22 protein-coding genes are annotated in these 23,943 nt (G+C 47.2%); 6 read left to right on the forward strand and 16 right to left on the reverse strand.

Translation table 11 applies throughout. From position 1 onward, the window contains the following. The first annotated feature begins 1 nt into the window (after position 1). From HH301_RS15290 to HH301_RS15300, 3 genes are read left to right on the forward strand one after another with little or no spacing between them, the layout of a single operon-like run. Complete coding sequence (locus HH301_RS15290; RefSeq protein ID WP_169569889.1) at positions 2 to 1,423, forward strand: class I adenylate-forming enzyme family protein; 1,422 nt, start codon at positions 2 to 4, stop codon at positions 1,421 to 1,423. Beyond that, positions 1,420 to 2,004 carry a GNAT family N-acetyltransferase gene (locus tag HH301_RS15295; protein WP_169569890.1) on the forward strand — a complete coding sequence of 195 codons (585 nt, stop codon included), beginning with the start codon at positions 1,420 to 1,422 and terminating at the stop codon, positions 2,002 to 2,004. Before HH301_RS15290 ends, HH301_RS15295 begins: the two co-directional genes overlap by 4 nt. Continuing rightward, the gene (locus HH301_RS15300) at positions 2,001 to 2,237 is read left to right on the forward strand and encodes an acyl carrier protein (RefSeq protein ID WP_169569891.1); all 237 of its coding nucleotides are present in this window, start codon (positions 2,001 to 2,003) and stop codon (positions 2,235 to 2,237) included. Before HH301_RS15295 ends, HH301_RS15300 begins: the two co-directional genes overlap by 4 nt. 51 nt (positions 2,238 to 2,288) lie before the next feature. On the opposite strand, the gene HH301_RS15305 is transcribed toward HH301_RS15300, so the two are convergent. From HH301_RS15305 to HH301_RS15335, 7 genes are all read right to left on the reverse strand, one after another. Beyond that, positions 2,289 to 4,586, reverse strand: a complete 2,298-nt coding sequence (locus tag HH301_RS15305) for a methyl-accepting chemotaxis protein (RefSeq protein ID WP_169569892.1) — start codon at positions 4,584 to 4,586, stop codon at positions 2,289 to 2,291. Positions 4,587 to 4,734: 148 nt separating this feature from the next. Continuing rightward, complete coding sequence (locus HH301_RS15310) at positions 4,735 to 5,925, reverse strand: ABC transporter substrate-binding protein (RefSeq protein WP_169569893.1); 1,191 nt, start codon at positions 5,923 to 5,925, stop codon at positions 4,735 to 4,737. A 79-nt stretch (positions 5,926 to 6,004) separates the two neighbouring features. Then, positions 6,005 to 7,834 (reverse strand): AMP-dependent synthetase/ligase, encoded by a 1,830-nt coding sequence (locus HH301_RS15315; RefSeq protein ID WP_169569894.1) that lies wholly within the window; start codon positions 7,832 to 7,834, stop codon positions 6,005 to 6,007. 23 nt (positions 7,835 to 7,857) lie between these two features. Next, positions 7,858 to 8,631: an ABC transporter ATP-binding protein gene (locus tag HH301_RS15320; RefSeq protein ID WP_169569895.1), complete on the reverse strand. Its 774-nt coding sequence runs from the start codon at positions 8,629 to 8,631 to the stop codon at positions 7,858 to 7,860. 2 nt (positions 8,632 to 8,633) lie between these two features. Next, positions 8,634 to 9,392: an ABC transporter ATP-binding protein gene (locus tag HH301_RS15325; RefSeq protein ID WP_169569896.1), complete on the reverse strand. Its 759-nt coding sequence runs from the start codon at positions 9,390 to 9,392 to the stop codon at positions 8,634 to 8,636. Beyond that, complete coding sequence (locus tag HH301_RS15330) at positions 9,389 to 10,498, reverse strand: branched-chain amino acid ABC transporter permease (protein ID WP_169569897.1); 1,110 nt, start codon at positions 10,496 to 10,498, stop codon at positions 9,389 to 9,391. Before HH301_RS15330 ends, HH301_RS15325 begins: the two co-directional genes overlap by 4 nt. Before the next feature lie 2 nt (positions 10,499 to 10,500). Next, a complete protein-coding gene (locus HH301_RS15335; RefSeq protein WP_169569982.1) occupies positions 10,501 to 11,394 on the reverse strand; it encodes a branched-chain amino acid ABC transporter permease in 894 nt (297 codons plus the stop codon). Positions 11,395 to 11,949: 555 nt separating this feature from the next. On the opposite strand from HH301_RS15335, the gene HH301_RS15340 reads away from it, so the two are divergent. After that, positions 11,950 to 12,849 carry an MBL fold metallo-hydrolase gene (locus HH301_RS15340; protein ID WP_169569898.1) on the forward strand — a complete coding sequence of 300 codons (900 nt, stop codon included), beginning with the start codon at positions 11,950 to 11,952 and terminating at the stop codon, positions 12,847 to 12,849. Positions 12,850 to 12,900: 51 nt separating this feature from the next. Here HH301_RS15340 and HH301_RS15345 read toward each other — a convergent pair whose 3' ends face one another. The 8 genes from HH301_RS15345 to HH301_RS15380 form a co-directional block, all read right to left on the reverse strand. Next, positions 12,901 to 13,386 carry a YajQ family cyclic di-GMP-binding protein gene (locus tag HH301_RS15345; RefSeq protein ID WP_169569899.1) on the reverse strand — a complete coding sequence of 162 codons (486 nt, stop codon included), beginning with the start codon at positions 13,384 to 13,386 and terminating at the stop codon, positions 12,901 to 12,903. A gap of 10 nt (positions 13,387 to 13,396) precedes the next feature. After that, a complete protein-coding gene (locus HH301_RS15350; protein ID WP_169569900.1) occupies positions 13,397 to 14,986 on the reverse strand; it encodes a peptide chain release factor 3 in 1,590 nt (529 codons plus the stop codon). Positions 14,987 to 15,106: 120 nt separating this feature from the next. Continuing rightward, positions 15,107 to 15,703, reverse strand: a complete 597-nt coding sequence (locus HH301_RS15355; RefSeq protein WP_240969635.1) for a GNAT family N-acetyltransferase — start codon at positions 15,701 to 15,703, stop codon at positions 15,107 to 15,109. Between the two features lie 75 nt (positions 15,704 to 15,778). After that, a complete protein-coding gene (locus HH301_RS15360; RefSeq protein WP_206378366.1) occupies positions 15,779 to 16,789 on the reverse strand; it encodes an NADP-dependent oxidoreductase in 1,011 nt (336 codons plus the stop codon). Between the two features lie 96 nt (positions 16,790 to 16,885). Then, entirely contained in the window at positions 16,886 to 17,449 is a 564-nt protein-coding gene (locus tag HH301_RS15365) for a hypothetical protein (RefSeq protein WP_169569902.1), read from the reverse strand. 1 nt (position 17,450) lies between these two features. Beyond that, complete coding sequence (locus tag HH301_RS15370) at positions 17,451 to 18,614, reverse strand: M48 family metallopeptidase (protein ID WP_169569903.1); 1,164 nt, start codon at positions 18,612 to 18,614, stop codon at positions 17,451 to 17,453. Next, a complete protein-coding gene (locus tag HH301_RS15375) occupies positions 18,614 to 19,654 on the reverse strand; it encodes a hypothetical protein (protein ID WP_169569904.1) in 1,041 nt (346 codons plus the stop codon). The genes HH301_RS15370 and HH301_RS15375 overlap by 1 nt, the downstream gene beginning before the upstream one ends. 124 nt (positions 19,655 to 19,778) lie before the next feature. After that, on the reverse strand, positions 19,779 to 21,407 hold the full coding sequence (locus HH301_RS15380; RefSeq protein ID WP_169569905.1) for a 3-(methylthio)propionyl-CoA ligase: 1,629 nt from the start codon (positions 21,405 to 21,407) through the stop codon (positions 19,779 to 19,781). 188 nt (positions 21,408 to 21,595) lie between these two features. Here HH301_RS15380 and HH301_RS15385 point away from each other — a divergent pair, with 188 nt between their 5' ends. Both HH301_RS15385 and HH301_RS15390 read left to right on the forward strand, forming a co-directional pair. Continuing rightward, positions 21,596 to 22,018 (forward strand): hypothetical protein, encoded by a 423-nt coding sequence (locus HH301_RS15385; protein ID WP_169569906.1) that lies wholly within the window; start codon positions 21,596 to 21,598, stop codon positions 22,016 to 22,018. Continuing rightward, positions 22,005 to 22,958 carry a sterol desaturase family protein gene (locus HH301_RS15390; RefSeq protein WP_169569907.1) on the forward strand — a complete coding sequence of 318 codons (954 nt, stop codon included), beginning with the start codon at positions 22,005 to 22,007 and terminating at the stop codon, positions 22,956 to 22,958. Before HH301_RS15385 ends, HH301_RS15390 begins: the two co-directional genes overlap by 14 nt. On the opposite strand, the gene HH301_RS15395 is transcribed toward HH301_RS15390, so the two are convergent. Further along, on the reverse strand, positions 22,930 to 23,847 hold the full coding sequence (locus HH301_RS15395) for an alpha/beta fold hydrolase (protein ID WP_169569908.1): 918 nt from the start codon (positions 23,845 to 23,847) through the stop codon (positions 22,930 to 22,932). The two genes, HH301_RS15390 and HH301_RS15395, sit on opposite strands and share 29 nt — an antisense overlap. Positions 23,848 to 23,943: the final 96 nt, after the last annotated feature.

A 23,943-nucleotide genomic window follows, 5' to 3' on the forward strand; every position in this document is an offset into this window, starting at 1 on the left:
AATGCTATTTAATCACTTTAAAACTTTAGGAAGACTGACTTCGACAGCAAGTGACCATTGGGCGGATCAAGCCTGGTTTGAAACGCGGATCCATCAGCGTCAAGCTGAATTACAAGGACTTATCGGCCCTAATGATATCGCGCTGATGACCCATGGTGGGTCCGCCCATTTTGTTGCAGACCTATTGGCAATCTGGGGACTGGGGGCTGCTGCAGCTTGCGCCAATCCGACACTGACCGAGAATGAAAAGGACAACCTGACTGATTTTTTAAAGCCACAGGTACTTCTCACCGGCCCCGATGAAGCCCCCCTGACGACAGGGCATGCGGGGAAAAGTATGCCCAGATCTTCCCTTTCACTAGACTTGCCGGCCCTATACCTCTTCACCTCCGGAACCACAGGGACGCCGAAAGGAGTCGAACATAGTTTTCGCTCCCTTCTGTCTCGTTTTTCTCTCAATCAAGCCTACATTGGGGACGACATTCTAAAAACCACCCTTTGCCCCCTTCCAACCCATTTTGGTCACGGTCTGATTGGCAACTTGCTAACGCCCCTATTTGCTGGAAAGGATGTCATCTTACTGGACGACAAATCACCGATGGGCCTGTCGCAACTGGGCAAGTTAATTGATGACTACGAGGTTACATTCTTAAGCTCAGTCCCCTCTTTTTGGAAACTGGCAACACGTCTGTCACAACCTCCTACAAAAAATTCACTTAAGCGGGTACATGTAGGATCTGCACCTCTTTCAACCGAGTTATGGTCCGACATATGTGAATGGGCCGGAACAGATCTTGTCTTTAACATGTATGGAATTACAGAGACCGCCAATTGGATTGGCGGTGTGTCCTTCCAAGAAGAACCCCGGAAAGATGGACGTATTGGAACCGTCTGGGGCGGCTCAGCACTTATCAAAGATACCTTAACCGGTGAAATTAAAAAAACAGGTGAAGGCGAACTTTTAATCCAAACACCTTCCTTGATGAATGGCTATTTTAAGCAACCTGAACTGACAGAAGCTGTTCTGAAAGACGGCTGGTTTCATACGGGCGACATTGGACGCATTGATGAAAACGGAGATATCTGCATCACAGGTCGACAGAAATCTGAGATAAACCGAGCCGGTATCAAGATTCTCCCTGAAGAAATTGACCTGCTGTTGGAGAGGCACAGTGAAATTTTGGAAGTCTGTGTCTTTGGTCTCCCTGATGAGATTAGTGGGGAGCGGGTTGCAGCCGCTTGTGTTCAAAAAGAAGGAAGCAATCTTTCCGCTTCTGATCTAGAGGCATGGATGAAACCCCTCATCCGTAAAGAGGCGATCCCAGAAAACTGGTATTTCGTTACAGAAATCCCAAAGACAGACCGCGGTAAAGTCAATCGGGATAATGTTCGTGAAGTCGTGCTAAAAGGATCTGCAAAATGAGATGGGCTTATGGCACACCCCTGACGCTTGAGACAGAGCATTATTCACTCACATCCGTTGATCCTGATAACATTCCTGATGAATTTGTCACCTGGTTTGCCGATCCAGAAATCATGAGGTTCATGAATGATCCCATGAACCTCGACAAGCAGCAGCTTGGTCAATATTTCTCAACCTATAACAACAAAACCAGAATAGCCCTTTTGATCCGGGACAAAGGAAACCAAAGACCAGTTGGTATCTTCAAGGTTTATGTTGAGCGCCCTCATGCGCGTTGTCACACCAGTGTCCTTATCGGAGATCGGGCCTACTGGGGAAAAGGTGTGGTGATTGAAGTTCGAGAACGGATTATCCGCTTCCTCTTTACTGCTTATAAACTGGAGAAGATTTGTGGCTTTGTCAGAGCCCGAAATTTCCCAGCGCTATTTAATTATACGAAGCAAAAATTTGTGAAAGAAGGCGTATTAAGAAAGCATATGCGAAACCATGATGGCGATTTGGACGATGTGGTTGAGTTTGCCCTTTTTCGGGAAGACTGGGAAAAAGACCAGCAGACACATAATGAAAGGCCTGCCCTATGACAACAGCCTCTACCGCCGAAGCAATCCAGCTCATGAGTGAAATCCTGCAATGCCCTGAAGGCAGCCTTAACGCCGCAGACACAATTGAAACGGTTGAAAAGTGGGATAGTCTCAATCACATGCGCCTTGTCCTGGCTATAGAGGAAAAATACCAGGTCAAGTTAGAAGCAGATACAGCCCTCAGCCTTTTCACAATAGAAGGAATTGCTGATTTACTTGAGACTTTACATTAAAAAAGCCCGGCAATTACCGGGCTTTTAATTTTTAGTAGAATAGATCTAATATTATCCTGCTCGAACCCGATCCAGGAAGTTCCGGACTTCCTTATCCAGTTCACTGACCTCACTTGTCAGCGCAGTAGAAACCTCACGAACCTGTTCGGCGGACTGACCGGTTGACACGGCAGCCTCATTCACAGATCCGATATTCTGGGTTACCTCATTTGTGCTCTGGGCAGCTTGTTGCACGCTACGGCTAATTTCGCCAGTTGCAGCACCCTGCTCTTCAACCGCAGAAGCAATACCAGCAGCAATTTCATTAATATTGCCGATAATACCGGAGATCCCGTTGATTGCTTCAACGGCCCCAGTCGTCTCTTCCTGAACAGCTTTGATTTGAGCTGAAATTTCCTCTGTTGCACGCGCTGTCTGAGTTGCCAGGTTCTTGACCTCGCTTGCCACAACGGCAAAGCCTTTACCTGCATCACCGGCCCGCGCTGCCTCAATCGTTGCATTGAGCGCCAACAGGTTTGTCTGTCCCGCGATGTCGTTAATTAATCCGACAACATCACCGATCTTGGCAGCTGCATCATTCAAACTTGTGACCATTTCATTGGTGCGTTGCGCTTCGGAAACCGCCTCACTGGAAATAGAGGCAGCTTTGCCTACCTGACGGCTGATCTCATTAATGGAGGATGTCAGTTCCTCAGCAGCCGACGCCACAGAGTTCACACTGCTACTCGCAATCTCTGATGCATTGGCAACTGCAGTCGAACGACTAGTCGTATCATTAGCAGCTGCTGACATGGTTTCTGAACTTGCCGACATCTGACTGGTTGCAGCGGCAAAGCTTTCCACCAGATGCTTCACGCTATTTTCGAAATCATCAGCAAGCTGATACATCTCGGCGCGTTTTTGTTCAGCAGCTTCCCGTTCAGCCGCCTCTCGTTCTTCACGAGTGCGCTGTTCAGCTTCAGCCGCTTCTCTTTCATTGCGGATCCGTTCTTCTTCGCGCAAGCGACGATCTTCCTCAGCTTGAGCCCGAAGACGCTCTGCCTCTTTTGCGTTATCGCGGAACCCGATCAGAGCATTGCCCATCTCGGTAATTTCATCACTGCCGCGCACGGCAACTTCTGTTTCCAAATTGCCGCCTGCAATTTCCCGCATATCCCCAACCAAACGGTTCAGTCGGCGCATCAGGTTCCGGCCCACATATAACCAGGCAATTAGGATGGCCGCGAGAACACTGACCAATGAAATAACGCCGAGCTCTATCTTGCCTTTGCTAATGCTTTTCGCAGCTTCCTCAATTTGGCTGTTGGTTCCGACTTTGATCTGCTGCACAATCGTGTCAATGCCCCGTGCGACCTTTGTCACAGACTCGTTTACACTGGCGATAGTTTTATTCGCTTCTTCCATTGTGTTCATGTACGCCATGCGAAGCGGGAACAAACCGGTTTGCTCTTTAATCGCCAGTTCCAGCATTGCTTTTGTGTGCTCAACCAGCTTTTCTTTCCCGTTGAAATCAGGGAACATCATAGCCATCCGCAGACGCGGGCCATATTTTGCGAAATCGATCTCAATAGCGCGGTACCGTTCCAGTTCTGACGCGGTAACCAGCTTCTGAATGAGGGCTGCAGCAATATTAATATCACTTTGCAAACCAAGCGCCCTGGTCAGGGTATCGACCTGTCCATCGATCAACTTAACCACACCTTCCTGAAGCTTGGTAATGTCTTCTTCAACTTCCAGTCCAGCTGCATCCACACTGATGATCTGTTGGCGCCGATCAATAAATGGCTGCAAAACCTTATTAATCTCTTCCCGGAGTAATGAGATTTCCTCATCTATTTTGCGGGACTTGGTATCCAGACCAATCCGCTTCAGCATCTGCTTGTTGAGACTGGTAATACCGCCTTTCAACTCAGCAACCTGCTCTTGAAGATCTGCAACTGTCGCCGGGTCTACATCCAGATTATATAACTCGTTCACGCTGGAGTTCAGTTCTGCAAGATAGCCATTTGCCTTCAGGCTGACTGCACCGACTTCCCGTTTCTTAGTGGCTTTCAGCATATCCGGCGCGATCGCCGCGATGGACTTCGCATTTGAAGACAGGTTTTGCGCCAGTGTCAGCGACTCAATAGATGAGTTTGTCGTCTTATTCAGCGTTTGACCCAAGCTATCAAAGAGAAGCCAGGAAACCCCACCTGCTGCCAAAGTTAATAACGCAACCACACCAAAAGCGGCATAAAGCCGCGTCCGAATTCCAAATTTGGTCTTCGATTTCGTTTCCTCCGCAGTTTCTACCTTTTGATCTTTTCGTTTTAGCTTTTTGGATAAGAATGACGGTATTGCGGAAAACATCTGAACCCCCAAGTTGTTCAATAACTTTTATACTACTCTGAGGGGAAAAATAGATTCTAATTCTTACCAATTAGTTCACAAACAAATTTTTTGGCAGAAAAAAAGCCCGGCTTTAAACCGGGCTTTTTCATCTATTAGTCGGGAGGGATTAATAGGAGACTGGTTGTACCAGTTTCCACTTATCACCCTGAACTTGAAACAGCTTGGCACTATTGCGCTCATCTGGTCCAATATGATCATCCGCACCAAACGAAATTGGAGCGCTGCCAAAAATAGACGGATAGTCCTTGATGCTTTCAATGGCTTTACCAACAGCTTCTGCTGTCAGGTCCTTACCTGCTTTTTCAAGGGCAATGCCAAAAACATGCATCAGGTCATATCCAGCAATGGATTGCAGAACAGCCGTCTTATCAAAACGTTTTTTATAGGCATCCATCCAGGCTTTCACCTCAGGTGTTGCATCTTCGTAGTATGGAATAGGTGTTTGGCCAGTGCCATAAAGACCTTCGGTCAAACCTTTTGCCAATGAAATATTTTCTGGAACATAACCAGCAGAGCTCACAACAAACTTGGCATCAAATCCAATTTTCTTGGCTGTACCCATACTGCCGATTGTTTCACCAATAATCGTTCCCAGACAAACCAGCTCAACACCTTCTGATTTCATTTTAGCGATCTGAGAGGAGAAGTCCTTGGCACCACGCTTAAAGTTGGTTTTTACAACCTCTGGCAATCCCATGGCTTCAGCCTGTTCAACGCAGCCCTTCATCACGTTTTTACCAAAATCGTCATCCTGATAGAGGACACCAATTTTCTTAACGCCATCTTTTTCAACAAAATACTTCACTGCAGCGCGCATCTGATCGTCATAAGGTGTAAACATGCCGAATTTAAGTGGATGCATTGGCTCATACATTTCCCGAGCAGCTGTCACTGGAAAAACGTTCAGCACACTCATTTTCAACGCCCGTGGCATGGTCACCATGTTCGTTGGCGTTCCCAGCGCACCCACGAGTGCAAAAACCTTGTCTTTGCGAAGGAGTTTATCACCTGCCTGCGCAGCTTTGTTCTGCTGATAGGCGCTATCTTCGACGATCAATTCAATCTGCCGACCATGAATGCCGCCTTTAGCGTTGATTTCCTCAACCGCCATACGCATCCCATTCGTGACAGGAACACCCCAAAGAGCAACTGGACCAGATAGTGGCTGATGTGATCCGAGAATAATTTTATCATCCTCGATACCCTGGGTCGCCTTGGCGCTTCCAGTGATTGCCAGCGATGCAGCAAGTGCCGCAGCAACCGACAGTCCAAAACGGACAAAAGTTCTTCTTTTCATCATTTTCCTCCCGTTGGCAATTTTGCCTTTCCTAATAAATGTGTCACTTATTTAAATCTAATCAAGTCCCCACACTCGATTAGTACATAGTGTCAATCAACTCCTTGTACTTCTTGTTCACAAAAGATCGCTTCAACTTCATGGTTGGCGTCAGTTCATCATCTTCAGCAGTCAATATTTCGTCGATTAGGCGGAATTTCTTAATCGTTTCCACTTGCGCGAAGTTTTTATTGACCCGTTCAATCTCACTCCAGATCAGTTCCTCAACCTCTTTGGCCTGGCATAGGCTGCGGAAGTTGGTGAAAGGAACGTCCCGATCCTGAGCAAATTTCTCGACATTCTCCTGATCAATCATGACAAGACAGGTGAGATATTTCCGCTTGTCGCCAATAACCACAGCGTCAGAAATATAGGGGCTAAATTTGAGCTGGTTCTCAATCTCTGAGGGGGTAATATTCTTACCACCGGCCGTGATGATAATGTCTTTCATCCGGTCGGTAATTTTTACAAAACCCTCATTATCAACATAACCCACATCGCCTGTGTGCAGCCAGCCGTCAACAACAGTTTCCTCTGTTTTTTCCGGCTGATTGAGGTACCCCATAAAGATATGAGGACCTTTAAGCAGGATTTCTCCCTGATCCGAAATGGCAACTTCTGTATTTGGAGCCGCAATCCCAACAGTGCCCAACTTGAACTGACCATCCAGATTTGTTGTAGCAAGCCCTACATTTTCAGTCTGACCGTAGATCTCATACATATTGAGGCCAAGAGCCAAATACCATTTGATCAGATCGGGCGAGATTGGCGCAGCACCAGATCCCAGATAATGTGCTTTATCCAGTCCAAGCAGACGCTTGATATTTTTCAGAACCAAATGATCCGCCAGCCAGAATTTGGCTTTGAGTAGTGCATCCGGCTCCTTGCCCTCAAGCTTGCATTCAGCAAGTTGATAACCAACCCCGATTGCAATTTTGTAAGCCAGCTTCTGAAGGCCTGTCGCATCACTCAACTGGAGCGAAATTCCAGAATAAAACTTCTCCCAAATCCTTGGAACTGCGAAGAAAATCGTCGGAGAAACTTCCCTAATATTTTCAGGAACAGTATCCAGCTCTTCCACAAAATTTACGGTTGTTCCCGCAAAGAGGGGTAGAAAGATTGTAAAGGACCGTTCTGCGATGTGACACAGCGGCAAAAATGATAGCTGTTCATCGTCTGGACCAAACCCAATAATGGGCGTCAGGTTTGAAATCTGGAACATCAGATTTCGATGAGAGATCATAGCCCCTTTTGGTGGGCCAGTTGTGCCTGATGTGTAAATGAGAATAGCCAGATCATTGGGTTTGGAAAGCTCGACAGCCTCTTCCCAATAATTGGGGTTTTCCTTATGAAAAGCCTCTCCCAACTCATAAAGCTCATCAACACTGATGACCATATCGTCATCGAAGTCCCTCAGGCCTTCCATATCGAGCACTATGATTTTACGAAGATCAGGAAGCTGATCTCGAACCTCCAGGACCTTATCCAGTTGCTCTTCATTTTCAGCGACGAAGTAGCGTGTATCTGAGTCTTTACACAGATATTCCACCTGCTTGGCACTGTCCGTTGTGTAAACGCCGTTGCTGACGCCGCCAACACCCAGAATACCCATATCGAAAAAGAGCCATTCCTTATTATTGTCACTGAGGATAGAGACAGTCTCACCCCGCTTCAGCCCCAATGACACCAGTCCAAGCCCGATGGCACGGGCTTTGGCTCCGTATTCCGCCCAAGTAATTTCCCGCCAGATCCCGAGATCCTTCTCGCGCATGGCGACTTTCTTATCGTAACGTTTTACCCGCTCCCAGAACAGCTTGGCGGTTGTATCTGTTCCATCGATAACAGTTGGTGGATAAACTATTGCGTTCATCACTTTTCCTCCCAAATCACCGGCTATCGCCAGGTCTTGCGTTTTTTCCAACGCCGTTTTCCGCGAACACCCTCATCCTGCATACCCAGATAAAATTCCTGGATATCCTCCTTGGCCAGCAGGTTCTTTGTGGTGTCTTCCATAACAATCCGCCCGACTTCGAGCACATAGCCGAAGTCTGCAGTATGGAGCGCTATATTTGCATTTTGCTCCACCAGCAGCATGGTCATGCCCTGCTCCACATTCAGGCGCTTGATGATGGCAAATATCTCTTTCACCAAAAGCGGACTCAGTCCAAGACTAGGCTCATCAAGCAGCATAACCTTTGGCCGAGCCATAAGGGCGCGACTGATCGACAGCATTTGCTGCTCACCACCAGAAAGCTGTCCGGCTGGCTGGTCTCCTCGCTCTTTCAGGATCGGGAAATAACTGTGAACAAGCTCAATATCCCTTGCGATCTCGTCCTTGTCGCTGCGGGTATACGCCCCCATCATCAAGTTATCCTTGACGCTTAGGAAGGGAAAAACCTCCCGTCCTTCAGGTACATGACTAAGTCCTTGGCGCATAACCCAGTCGGGGTCATTTTTCTGAATTTCCTTTCCATCAAAGGTAACAGTCCCTTTTTGTGGGTCCATCACACCACTGATAGTTTTTAGGATCGTTGTTTTACCAGCCCCATTCGCCCCGAGAACCGTGACTATTTTCCCTTCTTCTACATCAAGAGAAACACCGCGGATTGCCATGATAGGGCCGTAATAGGTTTCAATATTCCGAACTTTCAGAATTGGATCACTCATGGTCAGCCCCCCAGATACGCTTTGATAACTTCAGGATCACGCTGCACTTCGGCTGGTGAGCCAAAGGCCAGCATGCGACCATAGTTTAGAACAAGAACCCGATCCGAAACTTGTGAGACAAGCCCCATATCATGTTCCACCATCAGAACCGTAATCCCCAGATCCTTCTTGATATCCTCAATCCAGAAGGCCATATCCTGGGTTTCCTCAACATTGAGGCCGGAAGATGGTTCATCCAACAGAATTAACTTAGGTTCTGTGCACAGCGCACGGCCAAGCTCGACCACTTTTCGAACCCCGTAAGGCAGGTTCATAATCAGGCTTTCGCGGTAATGCTGAAGGTCCAGAAAATCGATGACTTCCTCCACCTTTTCGCGATGGGCTAGTTCATTCCGCCGGACAGATGGCAGGAACAGCCCTTCTTTCCAGATGGAACGTTTAGTGTGGCAATGACGCCCAACCAGCAGGTTCTGCAATACAGATGCATGCTCAAACAGTTCAATGTTCTGGAAAGTGCGGGCAATCCCCCGGCCCGCAATTTCATAAGGTGGAACAGTCGTGATATCTTCCCCATTGAAGGTCATTTTACCCTCACTGGCATCATAAATCCGGCTGATCAGGTTAAAGATAGTGGTCTTTCCAGCACCGTTCGGACCGATGATTGTAAAACATTCACCTTCCTGGATGTCAAAATTCACACCATCCACTGCTTTCACGCCACCAAAGTTGATGGCCAGGTTTTCTGCGGTAAACAGGCTCATTTCAACCTCTCTGACTTCATATAGGATTTCTGGCGCTTAAAGGTGGCTTTCTTGTAAAGTGGGAACATCTGGAAATAGAGTTTCACTTTCAGCCACCGGCCATAAATACCGTGGGGTTCAAAGATGACGAAGAGCACCAAGATCAAACCGAAGATAAGCGGCTCGAAACCGGGAGTTTCTGCAATTTCAACCGGCAGATAATCCTTCATGATGGCCAAAGCTTGAGGCAGCGCCAAAACGAACATCGCCCCAAAAATTGCCCCGTGAATGGATCCGAGGCCTCCCACAACCACGAGGACTAGAAGCTCCAGTGATTGGAAAACCGTAAAGCTTTCTGGCGACAGAAACCCGAGCTTGTGCGCAAACAGCGCACCTGCAAGACCTGTAATACCCGCACTTAAGGCAAAGGCGATGGTTTTCACCTTGGCCAGATTGACGCCCATACTCTGTGCTGAAATTTCTGAATCCCGGATTGCCATCATGGCCCGCCCAGTTGGAGAGCGCAGCAGATTGAGCGTAAAGAGAATACAAGCAATCAATACCCCGAGCGCCAGATAGTAAAACGGTGTGCCGTCCGTAAGCGTCAAATTCCCAATTTCAACATATTCGACCAACAAGCCAGAATATCCGTTGGTTACACTTTCCCAGCGGGAAAAGATCTCTTCCACTACAATCGCAAATGCAAAGGTGGCAATGGCGAGATAAATACCCGTCAGACGCAAAGCAGGAATACCGATCACAATTCCAGCCAAAGCAGCCAGAATGCCGGCTAGCGGAAAGGATAAGAAGAACGAGAAAACAATCGGCTCATCCATGAAAGGTAAGCTCAGGCCATTTCCTGTAAGCACAGCTTCTGTATAAGCCCCGATCCCAAAGAAAGCCGCATGGCCAAGACTGACCTGCCCCGTGTAACCGGACAGCAGCATCAATCCCACCCCAGCAGTGGCAACAATATAGAGCTGGGTCATCTGGCCTACATAGTAGCTATCCAGAAGAAAAGGAACGAGGATCACAGCAATGATCAGAGCCCCATAGGACCAATAATAACCCGAATGTTTTGCCAGTCGGATATCCTGGTCATAATCAGTTTTGAATAAGAAACGCATGATTACACCCTCTTTCCTGTTTTCTCACCGAACAGGCCTTGAGGTCTCACGACCAGAACAATTAACAGCACAACATAGGCCGCGACGTTTTTGAAACCGGGTGGCAGATAGAAGCCAGCCAGCGTTTCAATAATGCCGATTATCAGTCCCCCAACAACGGCACCTGGGATCGACCCAAACCCACCGAGCACGGCGGCTGGGAATGCTTTAAGCCCTATGAACCCCATACTGGTATCGATCAGAGTTGTCGGCGCCAGCAGAATTCCGGCTGCTGCTGCGACAGCTGCACTAATTCCCCAGATCATGGAGAAGACCGACTTGACCGGGACCCCCATGTAATAAGAGGCAAGCTGGTTCTGAGAGGATGCCTGCATAGCAACCCCGAGTTTCGTATAGGTAAAGAAGGCATACAACACTGCACAAAACAGGATAGTTGCCACGATCACCGAAAGATCCGTCTGGGCAATCACTAGGGTTCCCATGGATTCCGGGATCAATGCCATCCCTTCACTAGAAAAGGGTGTCTCAATCGCGTAGGTTTCCGTTCCCCACCCCGGCATCATACCGGCGACACTTCTCGCGATATAACCAAAACCAATTGTCACAAGAACAATGGCAAATTGCGGCTGACCCAATACAGGTCGCAGGATTACACGATCCGTCAAGTTGCCGACGACAAACATGCAGGCAATCGCGGCTGCGGCCCCTACCCAGTAATTCCAGCCAAAAATTGAAATGAATGTGTAGGCAAAAAACGCACCGAGCATCATTAGCTCACCCTGTGCGAAGTTGACTACCTCTGTTGCTTTATAGATCAATACGAAGCCGAGTGCGACCAGAGCATAGATGCATCCGATAGAAACCCCGCCTATGACCAACTGTAAAAACTCTAACAGAACGGCCTCCCCTATGTTGTCCGAAAGTTATTTTTTGATTTCTGAAAGGCCGCAACTTAATCGGACATTTGCGACCCTTGTTAAAAACTATAGGCAGTCATTTATTTTAGCGTCAACAGTAAAAAAAACATGCGACCATGAATTCTTTTTCGCACTTGCAAAATAAAATGAACAAAATACAACATACATGAAATATCTATTCTAATATATACTTTATAACAGTAGTATTATTATTTAAAAGAAACGAAAAATTAATATATTTTATAATTATGACTGAGAAGAAATTTTTTTCTATTTAATTTATTAACGAGTTCCTCTAAGTAAATATGGATTTTATATAATAAGTTCTATTTTTAGGACTATCTAAATTACTGAATTTTCATCAGTTTTTCTACTACTCCCATTTCTTTCCTATTCCATTCGTTGGTTAAAAAATGTTAGAATTCACTTCTATACAGACAAATCTGTGATGTGCCGGACTTAAAAAAACAAACGCTTGGTGTTAGATTCTTTGCTGAGCTGATCTGAAAACAAAAATCCGAAACGGAATATACAATGGCCCCATCCCTGACCTTTAACAAAGAGCTTGAATTTGAGTATGGCGAAACCAGTGATTTGAGCCCACTGATCCGCCGTGTCGTTGCGAAAAACCCAAGTGCTTTCACCCTACATGGAACGGGAACCTACATCCTTGGAAAAGGAAAAAATGTAGCTGTCATCGACCCAGGCCCCGCCGACGAAGCTCATATTGACGCAATACTACGAGCTACCGAAGGGGAAACCATTAGCCATATCCTGATTACCCATACCCACATGGATCATTCTCCTGGCGCAGCGCCCCTTAAAGAAAAGACCGGCGCAAAAACCTATGGATATGGACCCCATGGCAGCGGAAAACCCGGCATGAAAGCCGAAGAAGATGGGGATATGAAATTTAACCCAGACATTTACCTAAAGGATGGAGATCTGGTCGAGACCGACGACTGGACTGTTCGGGCTATCCATACCCCAGGCCATCTTTCCAACCATCTTTGCTTTGAGTTAGTCGAAGAGAAAACCCTATTTTCTGGTGACCACGTAATGGGTTGGTCGACTTCTATTGTCTCTCCGCCTGATGGGGACATGAAACAGTATCTGGAAAGTCTAGAAAAACTATTGGACTTTGATCATGATCGTTACTGGCCAACTCACGGACCGGCAATTGACAACCCGAAGGAACATGTGAAGGGGCTCATTGCTCATCGTCATAGCCGCATAGACCAAATCCGCTCCTGCCTTCAGGAAGGACCTGCAAGTATCCCGGAAATGGTCAAGAAGATGTATAAAGATGTGCCAGAATATTTACATCCAGCAGCTGCACGCTCTGTTTATTCGCACATTATCCTCATGGTTGAAACGGGTGAGGTGAAAACAGAAGGTGATCTCAGGGTCAGCTCTACCTATCAACTGGCATAAAAAAGGGATGGCAAGACCATCCCCTTCAAATCTTGAATTCCCAACCGCGAACTAGTCGCGGAAATTCACATATTGTAGGGGCATCTCCGTATCCTGCTCCTTACAAAAGGATATAACTGCCTGCAAGTCATCCCGCTTTTTACCGGTAACCCGAAGCTCGTCGCCCTGAATGGCGACCTGGACCTTGATCTTGCTCCCCTTGATGGATTTCACCAGTTTCTTGGCAAGTTCCTTATCAATGCCTTCGCGCACAATTACCTGCTGACGCACACTTTGACCGGCGGCTTTCTCAGGGGTCTTATATTCCAGAACACCGGCATCCACATTCCGACGGGTCAAATGCCCCTGCAGCAGCTCATGCATTTGACGGAGTTTGAGATCATCGTCAGCATGGATCGTAATCACATTATCGGTTTGCTCGATAGTGCAGTTGCTGCCCTTAAAATCATAACGGGTCTCAATTTCCCGGCGGACATTGTTGAGGGCGTTCGCAACCTCGTTCAGATCAGTCTTAGAAACAATATCAAAAGAAGGCATTTAGATCTCCCTAAACAAGCTGTTCCTTGGTTTTACAGAACTTAATATTTGGCCAGTCTTTCTCCGCCCGCTCAAGATGCCATGCATTACGGGCGAGGAAAACAGGTGCCTCATCATGATCTTCGGCAAGTGAAGCCTGATTGGCATCGAGGAATTTTTTCAATTCGTTATGGTCTTCCTGTTCAACCCAACGGGCAGTGTAAAGCTCTGTCGGCTCGAAATTAACAGGAATATCATACTCAGTCCGGATACGATCTGCCAGCACCTCAAACTGCAAGGCACCGACAACACCCACAACCCAATCTGATCCTAACCGAGTTTTAAAGGCGCGGGCTGCGCCCTCTTCAGCGATCTGGATCAGAGCACGCCCCAAATGCTTAGCGCGCATTGGATCGACAGGACGAACCTTCTGCAACAATTCCGGTGCGAAGCTTGGAATGCCGGTAAAGCGAACATCCTCGCCCTCTGTCAAGGCATCCCCAATTCGAAGGTTTCCATGGTTGGGTAGGCCAATAATATCACCGGGCCAGGCTTCTTCAGCCAACTCCCGATCCTGTGCCAGAAACAGAACAGGATTATGAATGGCCAGGGTTTTGCCAGAACGCACATGCTTCAGCTTGGCCCCCCGTTTGAAATGGCCAGACACCAGTCGCATAAAAGCAATACGGTCCCGGTGTTTTGGGTCCATATTGGCCTGGATCTTGAAAATAAAGCCGCTGACTTTTTTCTCATCTGGCTGAATTTCGCGATCCACAGATGGTGCAGGCTTTGGAGAAGGCGCCATGAGGGTCAGGCCATCCAGCAAAGTCTCAACCCCGAAGTTATTGATCGCGGATCCGAAATATACAGGTGTCATCGTTCCATCAAGGAAGGCCTGTTGATCAAATTCAGGGCAAAGTTCCCGAACCATTTCGACATCTTCCCGGAGTTTTTCGGCATATCCGGTTGGCAAAAGTTCATCAATCTTTGGATCATCAATACCGTTGCAAACAATACCTTCGTCCAAATGATTGTTTTTGTCTTTGCTGACCAACACCAGACGATCATTGAACAGGTCATAACACCCATGAAAATTCCGCCCCATGCCGATCGGCCAACTCGCTGGAACCACATCCAGCGCCAGGGTCTGCTCAATATCATCCAACAGCTCAAACGGATCGAGGGCTTCACGGTCGAATTTGTTGATGAAAGTGACAATCGGCATATCGCGAAGGCGGCAGACCTCAAAGAGTTTCCGCGTCTGGCTTTCAATACCTTTCGCCCCGTCAAGCACCATGACGGCGCTATCCACCGCAGTTAAGGTTCGATATGTATCTTCGGAGAAGTCCTCATGGCCCGGTGTATCAAGCAGATTGAACGTCTTGCCCTGATAGTCGAAAGTCATGACAGACGAGGCAACAGAAATGCCCCGCTCGCGTTCCACCTTCATCCAGTCAGAACGAGCACGGCGTTGCTCTCCCCGAGTTTTCACCGCGCCGGCCAACTGAATAGCACCACCAAAGAGCAGCAGCTTTTCAGTCAAAGTCGTTTTACCCGCGTCCGGATGGGCAATAATCGCAAAAGTGCGCCGATTGGCGACACGATCTTCAAGAATACTCATGATCACTTCCGAACCGCTTATTCAGCAGTTCCACATTCATGGCCACCTATGGGGCCCTAGATTTCAATTGCAGCAGATGTAACTTCATTAGGGGGAGACTTCAATCTTTTTCCCAAAACCCTAAAGCTGCTTTTCCATGAGATGCCAACTATCCCCGATAAACTGATCCCCCATAGAAATCGCCGGAAGCGTTCTTTGGATAGAAAAACCATATCGTTCATATAATCTGATAACAGAAGTCTTACTGCCCAAGACCACTAAATTGACAGCACTGACCCCGCTATCTTTTGCCAATTTCAACGCATGATCCAGAAGGTGACTTGCCAATCCCTGTCCCCGATACTCCTCTTTCACGGCGAGAAAATTGATATACCAATTCCCGACGACAGATCCCTCAAATTCCTGAAAAGGCTGAGCATAGGGAAGCCAGGCTGGCTCATCTCTGAGATCAGCATTTTCCTCAATCATCAAAAATGAATTTACCAGTCCTGCAACTTTGCCTTCAGCTGTTTTAAGTAAATAGCAATGACGGTAAGAAAACTCTCCCACGTCGCGCCTGACACATTCCGCACCTTTATTCCATGGGTCTTCAGCAGTCCCTTCTGCAAGTTGTTGCCAGCGCACGAAAGAAGTCCCTGAGGCCGCCATATTTGATAGCCTTGCAATTTCCATCGCATCAGCTTGGCTCCCCGGAACAATTTGAATAGAGACAGTCATATCACTCACAAAAAAGCCGCCCTTCAAAGCTGCAACTCTAAAGGGCGGCCGATCGCTTCAGAATTACTGGAAAGACTAGTTTTCGTTCACTTTCAAAACCAGCTTACCGAAATTTTCGCCGGTAAAAAGTTTAAGGAAAGTGGTTGGGAAGTTTTCAATTCCCTCATCAATATGCTCTTTGAACTGCAGCTTCCCTTCTGAATACCAGGTTGCGAGCTGGCGCGTTCCTTCTTCATATTGCTTGATGTAATCAAATACGACAAAGCCTTCCATTCGGGCATGCTGTACCAGAAGGTTCAAGTAATTGACGGGCCCTTGAACTGGCGTTGTGTTGTTGTACTGAGAAATTGCGCCACAAATCACAACGCGCGCATGTCGATTAAGGCGAGCAAGTGCAATATCCAGAATATCCCCGCCCACATTATCGAAATAGACATCAACACCTGTCTTCAATGGCTCTTTCAAGTCTTTCAGGAAGCTATCCGATTTGTAATCAACACATGCTTCAAAGCCAAGCTCGTCAACCACGTACCTGCATTTGCCTGCACCGCCAGCGATACCCACTGCACGAGCACCCAAAATTTTGGCGATCTGACCAACCATAGAGCCCACTGCCCCCGCAGCACCAGAGACGAGAACCGTATCCCCTTCTTTCACTGCGCCTACATCTGTAAGCCCAAAATAGGCCGTCAGCCCAGGCATACCGAGACCCCCCAAATAGCTTTGCAAAGGAGCGAGGTTGGGATCAACCTTAACCAAGTCCTTTCCATCTGATTTTCCATACTGTTGCACGCCGTGGTAACCGGTTACATAATCACCAACTGCAAAAGCAGAGTTATTACTTTCGATCACTTCACCGACAGTACCAGCCCGCATGACCTCCCCAAGTCCAACAGGCGGAATATAGGACTTCGCATCATTCATCCAGCCACGCATCGCTGGATCAAGAGAGACATAGTGGACCTTGACAACCACTTCGCCCTCCCCGGCGGTTGGTATGGCCTCCGTCGTAAATTCCCAGTCACTATCCTTTGGAGTTCCAACAGGCCGTGCTGCGAGACGGTATTGTTTATTTTGCAGGGTCATTTTTCTTCCTTATGTTTTTAGTCCCCGCCATCCAATCGGTTTTCATCCCAAAGATCAAGACCGATCGTTCAAAATGAATGTGGGGACCGTCACAATCTAGAAAGTCAGTGAATTTACAACCTGCTCAGCAGTCTGAAGACGAGCTTGATAGTAATGAACGGCACGGGCGCCAAATTCAATCAGATAAAGCTTGGAATCCTTTTCTACAAAATAGATTTTGACCCTTAAGTCTTTGCCTTTTGGTGTCGAGACAAACGCTTCGAAGCTATATCCGGCAAGGCCGCCAATATCCCGCGGTGTTAATTCTGAAATCTCTGTAACCACCTTGCCATTTAGCGAGACACTGGACCGATAGAGTTCGACTACTTCTTCGGGTGTCATTCCGGTTCGGTAAGCAGGAACCTTCGACGCGACATCATCCTTGTAGTCACCTGGGATTTTATCACCCTCTTTAAGCGGCTTAATGAATTGGATATTCTCGAGAATTGGGCCATATTGGGTCCAAGAAATTGCCTTTTCAGACTGCATTTCATTGATATTTTCGGCCGTAGCAACTGTATAACTGTCCCACATGACCCGATTACCTGTTTTTAACAGTTTGTAACTCGGTATACAGGCTGTGACGAGAAGAAGAGAAAACAAGACAAGCAGTTTTCGCATTTTATTTCCTTAACTGTTCAATATATGAGCGGACAAGTTTTGCATCCGCAGCTGAAGGGTTTTGCTCCAGATAGGTTTCGAAACTGGAGATAGCGGCCTCATTTCTTCCAAGTCGCTTTTCAACAAGGCCGAGATGTTTGTGAGTTTTCAAGGGAGCCGGTTCTATTGACGCTGCCTTGAGATAATATTCTTTGGCTTTTTCAAGCTCGTCTTCTGTTCCCTTTCGCCGGTATACCTCGGCAATGAAATAAGCAATTTCCTCGGCATTCTGTCCATTGGCCTCCAGATGCTCAAGAACGACGGAAGCTTCTTTAGGGCCGGAAACAGTTACAAGATTTTGAGCCCATTGATGCCAGTGTTTGGCGTAAACGTCTTGAAACTTCGAAGATGGCCCCCTTTTGAGCACTCGTCGGTCAGCCTTTAAACGCTCCCCCTCTTCCGTGAGGCGTTTTATCCGGTCTTCATTTGCAGGGTGAGTTGCCCAGAAAATACTTGGAGTTTCTTTTTCGGAGGCCTTGTGCTCGGCTTCAATCAATTCCCAAAGCTTAACAATCTCATCGACATCATAGCCCGCTTCATGGACCAATTTAACGCCACCCGCATCCGCTTCATGCTCGTGATCGCGGGAATACCCCTGCAAAGCCCCCATTGCACCAACGGTTGCCAACATGCCGGTGATACCAAAATCAAAGCCGCCAGTTGCGATGGTGAAAAAAGTCAGAAACTCTAACGTCGCTTTTGTGCGGTTCCATTGCTGTAAGCTATGACGATTAACGTAATGAACGAGCTCATGCCCAAGAACGGCCGCCAGTTGATCTTCATTTTGCACACGCAAAAGTAATCCAGTCCAAACAAACATAGATCCATTTGGTGCCATAGATGCATTGAAATATGGATTCTTGAGAATGAAAAGCTGGATGTCCTGGCAATGCGCTTCAGAAACACGGCAGATCACAGACTTAACATAAGCGTTAAGCTCAGGATCCCTTTCAACAAGCGCGCTATTGGCAAGCCGTCGCTCAAACTTGTTCATAGTCATCCAAAGCCCAGCTTCCGTTGAGGTTAGGGCAGGCTTGTAACCAGGACTGACAGGTCCCTCCACTGATGTCGTGTTACAAGCCGCCAAACTCAGGCAAAGAATGACACCTAAAACTCTAAAAAACATTAGAGTGGAATATCTTCGTAAAGCGCATCTGTTGCATTCACCGCAGCCGGGAATGTACGGAGATCACCAGAGGTAGACACAATCCGATTGAACCACTCTACCTCCCCGGTTTTTAGATTGACCAGAGAAGCAAAACCAACTTGTGTACCGCCTTGAACATGAGCCCCAAACAATACAGCCATCATAATTTGAGCAGCCACACGACTACCAGAGGAATACTGATCCCGAAGATAAATGAATAAACCGTAATCTGCTCCGTATCCTGATGCTAGTTCCTGGGTTGTCTTTCCTAGATGCCAGTCGAATTTGCCACTTTGCAGAGTTGGTAACTGCAGCATCGCATTCTGCTGGAAATTCAAAATTGAAATACCAACATCTTCATGCAGACTGATCAAATCCTGTCCCGTTTTCTCAGAAACACCGTTGGCCTTATCTTTATACAAAGATACGTCGTAGCCTAGCTTCTGAAAATATTGGGCCGAAATTTCGGTAACGTAGTTATTGGCAATCTTTGTCCAGAAAGCATTAGGCTCCTGCAATGCAACGCCCAGCTCATACAACTCCACATCCGGTTGCATGATAAGAATTTTTTTAGGAGAAGCAGAGGTAGTTAGATTTTTACCAAACAAAGAGAGGGTATTCTCACTCAGCTTTACATCACTGATAACAGTATCCCGCGCATCCGTTTTATCACCAGTCGAAATACTGTTACTTGTTTGGGTTACGATAGGTTTAACCGGTTCACACTTGTCAGGGATGTCACATAGCAAATACTTACGGTTAAAATCTGCTCCCATCTGAACAACCAGCTTTTCATTGTTCCCTGTAGGATCGACTTCATAATCTTTTGCTTGCTCAGATTTTACTGAATAGGCACCGGATGCATCAACAATATCACTGACGGTCGCCAAATTACTTTCAGCGACTCTTGCAGTATCTGATGAATTGGCTGGCCTGCGAACCTCGCTGGAAGTTGTTGTGCAAGCGGAAAGAGTGGCCAAGGCCAAAAGGGAAACAACCCCTGACTTAAAACTCAACATGATTATACAAGTAACCCCTAATTAAATATTGCCCCATTTAGTTCAACTTTAAATGGTCAATTTAAACAGTCAACAAAAATGGGCCGCAAAACGGCCCATTTCGTTAAAGATATAAATCTTCAGATCAAGCAGTTGGCAGTTTGTAGTCCTTAAACTGCTCACGAAGTGCAGTTTTCAGGAGTTTTCCAGTTGCGGTATGGGGCAATTCGTCGACAAAAACGACATCGTCGGGCAATTGCCACTTGGCCAAAGTGTTTTCCAAATGATGCAGGACATCTTCCTTGGTAACAGAATGCCCCTCCTCTTTGACTGCGATCACCAAAGGACGCTCATCCCATTTCGGATGAGGCACCGCAATTACAGCTGCCTCCACAATGCCAGGACAACCAACAGCTTCATTTTCCACATCAATGGAAGAGATCCACTCGCCACCAGACTTAATCACATCTTTGGAGCGATCTGTGATTTGCATGTAGCCGTCTGGATCGAGGGTGGCAACATCGCCCGTATCAAACCACCCCTCTTCATCCACAACGGAGCCACCCTCCGCCTTGAAATATCCGCTGGTGATCCAGGGCCCACGAACCAGAAGACGCCCAAAGGCAACGCCATCACGAGGCTGCTCATTTCCTTCATCGTCGACAATTTTCAAATCAACGTTAAAGACTGTTCGGCCCTGTTTCAGGCGGATATCAATCTGTTTGTCGCCAGGTAGATCCTGATGCTTCTTCAGAAGGTTACCAGTAGTCCCCAGCGGGCTCATTTCCGTCATTCCCCAAGCATGGATTACATTAACTCCATACTCATTGACAAAAGTTTCGATCATGGAGCGCGGCGCAGCGGAGCCCCCGATGACTGTCCGGTTCATGGTAGAAAACTTCAGACTATTTTCTTTCACATACCCCAACAGCATCAACCAAACGGTCGGAACGCCAGCTGAAAGGGTAACCCCTTCGGCTTCCATCAACTCATAGATTGACTTTCCATCCATTTCGCTACCCGGCATAACCATCTTGGCTCCTGACATGGCAGCGGCATAAGGGATCCCCCATGCATTGGCATGGAACATGGGCACAACTGGCAGAATGGTATCAGCATTGCAAACGCCCAAGCCATCATTGGTACAGACACAATAGCTGTGAAGAATTGTTGAGCGGTGGGCGTAAAGAACGCCTTTTGGATTTCCTGTCGTTCCAGAAGTGTAACAGAGGCTAGAGGCTGTCATTTCATCAAAGACTGGCCAGTCATATTCGCCATTTTCCGCCTCGACTAACGTTTCATAACAGATCACATTTGGAAGGCTAGTTTCAGGCATATGAGCTTCATCTGTCATGATAACAAAATGCTGAACTGACCCAAGTTCAGAGGCGATCGCTTCCAACAGCGGAACAAAAGTGAGATCCGTAAAAATCACTTTGTCTTCTGCATGGTTGGCGATATAGGCAATCTGCTCAGGGAAGAGGCGCGGGTTAATAGTATGACAGACACACCCCATTCCAGAGACCCCGAAATAGATCTCAAGATGCCGATACCCATTCCAGGCCAAGGTTCCAACACGATCCCCAAACTCGACCCCAAGACGGGCTAGGGCCTGCGCCAGTTTTTTGGATCGCAGATTGATCTCTCGATAATTTGTCCGATGAATTGGACCTTCAACCGTTCTGGAGACAATTTCCACATCTCCATGGTAAGTGCCCGCATACTCAATTTGAGAAGAAATGAGTAAAGGACGATCTTGAATAAGGCCTCTCATAACACACAATCCCTTTTTATTTTTCCTTGTTAGATTTTTAGAAGATACGAAAACAGTTCATGTGGGTAAAGCGGTTACTCTAAACAATGCTAAGATTTTTCACGTCTTTGACGCTTTACCTTACGTCAATATTTCCACACACCCTCAAAGCTGGTAAGATGTTAAAAAATGATACGCAGAGCTGACAATTGGATATTGAGTTACATTATCTTTTGGGAGGGGCGACAACGGCTGTGCTAATCCTGATTTTGCTAATCCGTTTAATTGCGGGACAGCGAGATCTGGTTTTGACAGAAGATGTTGTTTATGAATTCCTGCGCCTGAATGAACCTGATGAAACCATCAGCAAGATAACGCTTGGGCGTGATCATAAAAGCGCTCTTGCACAGATAAAAAACACAACAGAATTTTTTGCCTTAAGAAGTTTCGGCAACAAATTGGTTCATCAACGCTTCGCAGGCACAGATAATCTAGCAATTTCAGAGCAAACAATTCGGATCCAGCGAGAGGACATCTCGCACGCGCCGCTCGCCATCCAGCCGGAAACGGAGGAAGACTTAAACTTTTGGATCAAGTTAGCCTCAGAAGGGAAACCAAATGCAACTGCCTGATCCTGTCACCCTGGCCATTCCTTTCTTCGTCCTTTTGATTATTCTAGAAGCGATTATTGGACGCTTCCGTCCTGAGAAATCCAACTACGAATATCGCGATAGTGCTGCTTCACTTTTCATGGGGCTTGGCAAATTTGCCATCGGATTTATCAACCTTGGGATTGTGGGCGGAGTGTCCCTTTGGGTTTATCAGTATCGCCTGTTTGATATCGGCTATAGCTGGCTTGCTTTTCTGTTCATCTTTTTCGCTGAGGATTTTTGTTACTATTGGTTTCATCGACTTAGCCACGAACATCGGTTCTGGTGGGCAGCGCATATCAACCACCACTCCTCCCAGTATTATAACCTCACGACAGCTCTTCGTCAGACATGGACTGGAGGCCTTGCTGCAACCTGGATCCCCTGGCTGTTACTTTCGTTAATCGGTTTTCCACTGGAAATGATCATATTTCAGCAAGGCATTAGTCTTGTTTACCAGTTCTGGATCCACACAGAAGCAATAGATCGCATGTGGAAACCCATCGAATATATTTTCAATACGCCCTCCCACCATAGGGTTCATCATGCCATTAACCCGAGATATCTAGATGCCAATTACGCAGGTATTCTGATCATTTGGGACCGAATGTTTGGAACTTTTATTGCTGAGGACAAGACCGAGCCTTGCCGATATGGAATTGTCAAGCAACTGGCCAGTTTCAATCCTTTGGTGATTGCCTTTCACGAATGGGTTGGGATCATAACGGATCTAGTAAAAGCCAAAAGCCTGAAAGCCGCCTTCATGTATGTATTTGGACCACCCGGCTGGAGTGAGGACGGAAGCCGCCTCACCTCAAAAATGCTCAAAGAGCGGGAACAGGCCAGGCTCGCTCGCCAGATGGTCCAATCCGAGAGCGCTATCAACGCAACTGCTAGTGAACAGCCTCATTCAGCCAGTTAATTAGATCTCTGGTGACTTCGTCACGGTTTGTCTCATTGAAAAGTTCATGCCGCCCATCTTCATAAAAGCGTTGGGTTACATTTGAAAATTTGTGCTTCTCATACTGTTTCAGCAAACGCTTCACGCCTTTTGTTTGCTCCCCGACCGGATCCTTCGTGCCGGAAAAAATATAAATCGGCGTTTCCTTGTTCATTTTGGCGAGTGCAGCGTCGGAGGCAATCCGGGTCAGAGCGTCCAATAGACCTATCCACGTGGCGATAGAACAATCAAATCCACAAAGGGGATCGTTCGCATATTTGTCCACTTCTGCTTCGTCTCTACTCAGCCAGTCGAATTCTGTCCGGTTAGGCGCGAAGGCTTTGTTGAAGGCCTTAAACGACATATTTGCAAGAAGAGTACTATGGCCTTCCTTGCCATTTCGAAGTTGTTCGATCCGTGAGACCAATTGCCCAAGTTTGCCCAATGTACCCGGTGGTCCATTAGTCGCAGAGAGCGCCACACCGTCCACACTTTCTGGATAATGTGCCATATAATCCTGGCTCATGAAGGAACCCATGGAGTGTCCAAGCAGTATGATCTTTTTGCCAGGATGATTTTTCCGGATCTTGTTATTGATTAGCTTCAGATCCTCTACCGCGAGACGCCAGCCGTCCTTATCCGCCATATGGCCGGGAATTTTTCCATCTGGAACCGATAACCCATGTCCCCGGTGGTCATTGGCGTAGACCGCAAAGCCAGCTTCATTTAATTCCTTTGCTAACCTCGCATATCGTTTGGCATGTTCAGCCATGCCATGAGCAATCTGCACAACCGCTTTTGGCTCCCCTTCAGGCAACCATTTATAAAGATGCAAAGAGAGACCATCCGCACCTGTCAGTTTGAATTCCACGTTTCTTCCTCCCCTTTTCCAGTATTTAGCCAGTAAATATTAATTGGAACAAGCGCGAAGATTATTTGACGCTACGTCAATTGAGAATTAGCTTGG

Source organism: Sneathiella limimaris (assembly GCF_012932565.1).
GTDB classification, from domain to species: Bacteria; Pseudomonadota; Alphaproteobacteria; order Sneathiellales; family Sneathiellaceae; genus Sneathiella; species Sneathiella limimaris.

Excerpts from the sequence above, each read along its gene's own strand:
- HH301_RS15290 (WP_169569889.1), top strand. The coding sequence starts at position 2 with ATGCTATTTAATCACTTTAAAACTTTAGGAAGACTGACTTCGACAGCA.
- HH301_RS15295 (WP_169569890.1), top strand. The coding sequence starts at position 1,420 with ATGAGATGGGCTTATGGCACACCCCTGACGCTTGAGACAGAGCATTAT.
- HH301_RS15300 (WP_169569891.1), top strand. The coding sequence starts at position 2,001 with ATGACAACAGCCTCTACCGCCGAAGCAATCCAGCTCATGAGTGAAATC.
- HH301_RS15305 (WP_169569892.1), bottom strand. The coding sequence starts at position 4,586 with ATGTTTTCCGCAATACCGTCATTCTTATCCAAAAAGCTAAAACGAAAA.
- HH301_RS15310 (WP_169569893.1), bottom strand. The coding sequence starts at position 5,925 with ATGAAAAGAAGAACTTTTGTCCGTTTTGGACTGTCGGTTGCTGCGGCA.
- HH301_RS15315 (WP_169569894.1), bottom strand. The coding sequence starts at position 7,834 with ATGAACGCAATAGTTTATCCACCAACTGTTATCGATGGAACAGATACA.
- HH301_RS15320 (WP_169569895.1), bottom strand. The coding sequence starts at position 8,631 with ATGAGTGATCCAATTCTGAAAGTTCGGAATATTGAAACCTATTACGGC.
- HH301_RS15325 (WP_169569896.1), bottom strand. The coding sequence starts at position 9,392 with ATGAGCCTGTTTACCGCAGAAAACCTGGCCATCAACTTTGGTGGCGTG.
- HH301_RS15330 (WP_169569897.1), bottom strand. The coding sequence starts at position 10,498 with ATGCGTTTCTTATTCAAAACTGATTATGACCAGGATATCCGACTGGCA.
- HH301_RS15340 (WP_169569898.1), top strand. The coding sequence starts at position 11,950 with ATGGCCCCATCCCTGACCTTTAACAAAGAGCTTGAATTTGAGTATGGC.
- HH301_RS15345 (WP_169569899.1), bottom strand. The coding sequence starts at position 13,386 with ATGCCTTCTTTTGATATTGTTTCTAAGACTGATCTGAACGAGGTTGCG.
- HH301_RS15350 (WP_169569900.1), bottom strand. The coding sequence starts at position 14,986 with ATGAGTATTCTTGAAGATCGTGTCGCCAATCGGCGCACTTTTGCGATT.
- HH301_RS15355 (WP_240969635.1), bottom strand. The coding sequence starts at position 15,703 with ATGACTGTCTCTATTCAAATTGTTCCGGGGAGCCAAGCTGATGCGATG.
- HH301_RS15360 (WP_206378366.1), bottom strand. The coding sequence starts at position 16,789 with ATGACCCTGCAAAATAAACAATACCGTCTCGCAGCACGGCCTGTTGGA.
- HH301_RS15365 (WP_169569902.1), bottom strand. The coding sequence starts at position 17,449 with ATGCGAAAACTGCTTGTCTTGTTTTCTCTTCTTCTCGTCACAGCCTGT.
- HH301_RS15370 (WP_169569903.1), bottom strand. The coding sequence starts at position 18,614 with ATGTTTTTTAGAGTTTTAGGTGTCATTCTTTGCCTGAGTTTGGCGGCT.
- HH301_RS15375 (WP_169569904.1), bottom strand. The coding sequence starts at position 19,654 with ATGTTGAGTTTTAAGTCAGGGGTTGTTTCCCTTTTGGCCTTGGCCACT.
- HH301_RS15380 (WP_169569905.1), bottom strand. The coding sequence starts at position 21,407 with ATGAGAGGCCTTATTCAAGATCGTCCTTTACTCATTTCTTCTCAAATT.
- HH301_RS15390 (WP_169569907.1), top strand. The coding sequence starts at position 22,005 with ATGCAACTGCCTGATCCTGTCACCCTGGCCATTCCTTTCTTCGTCCTT.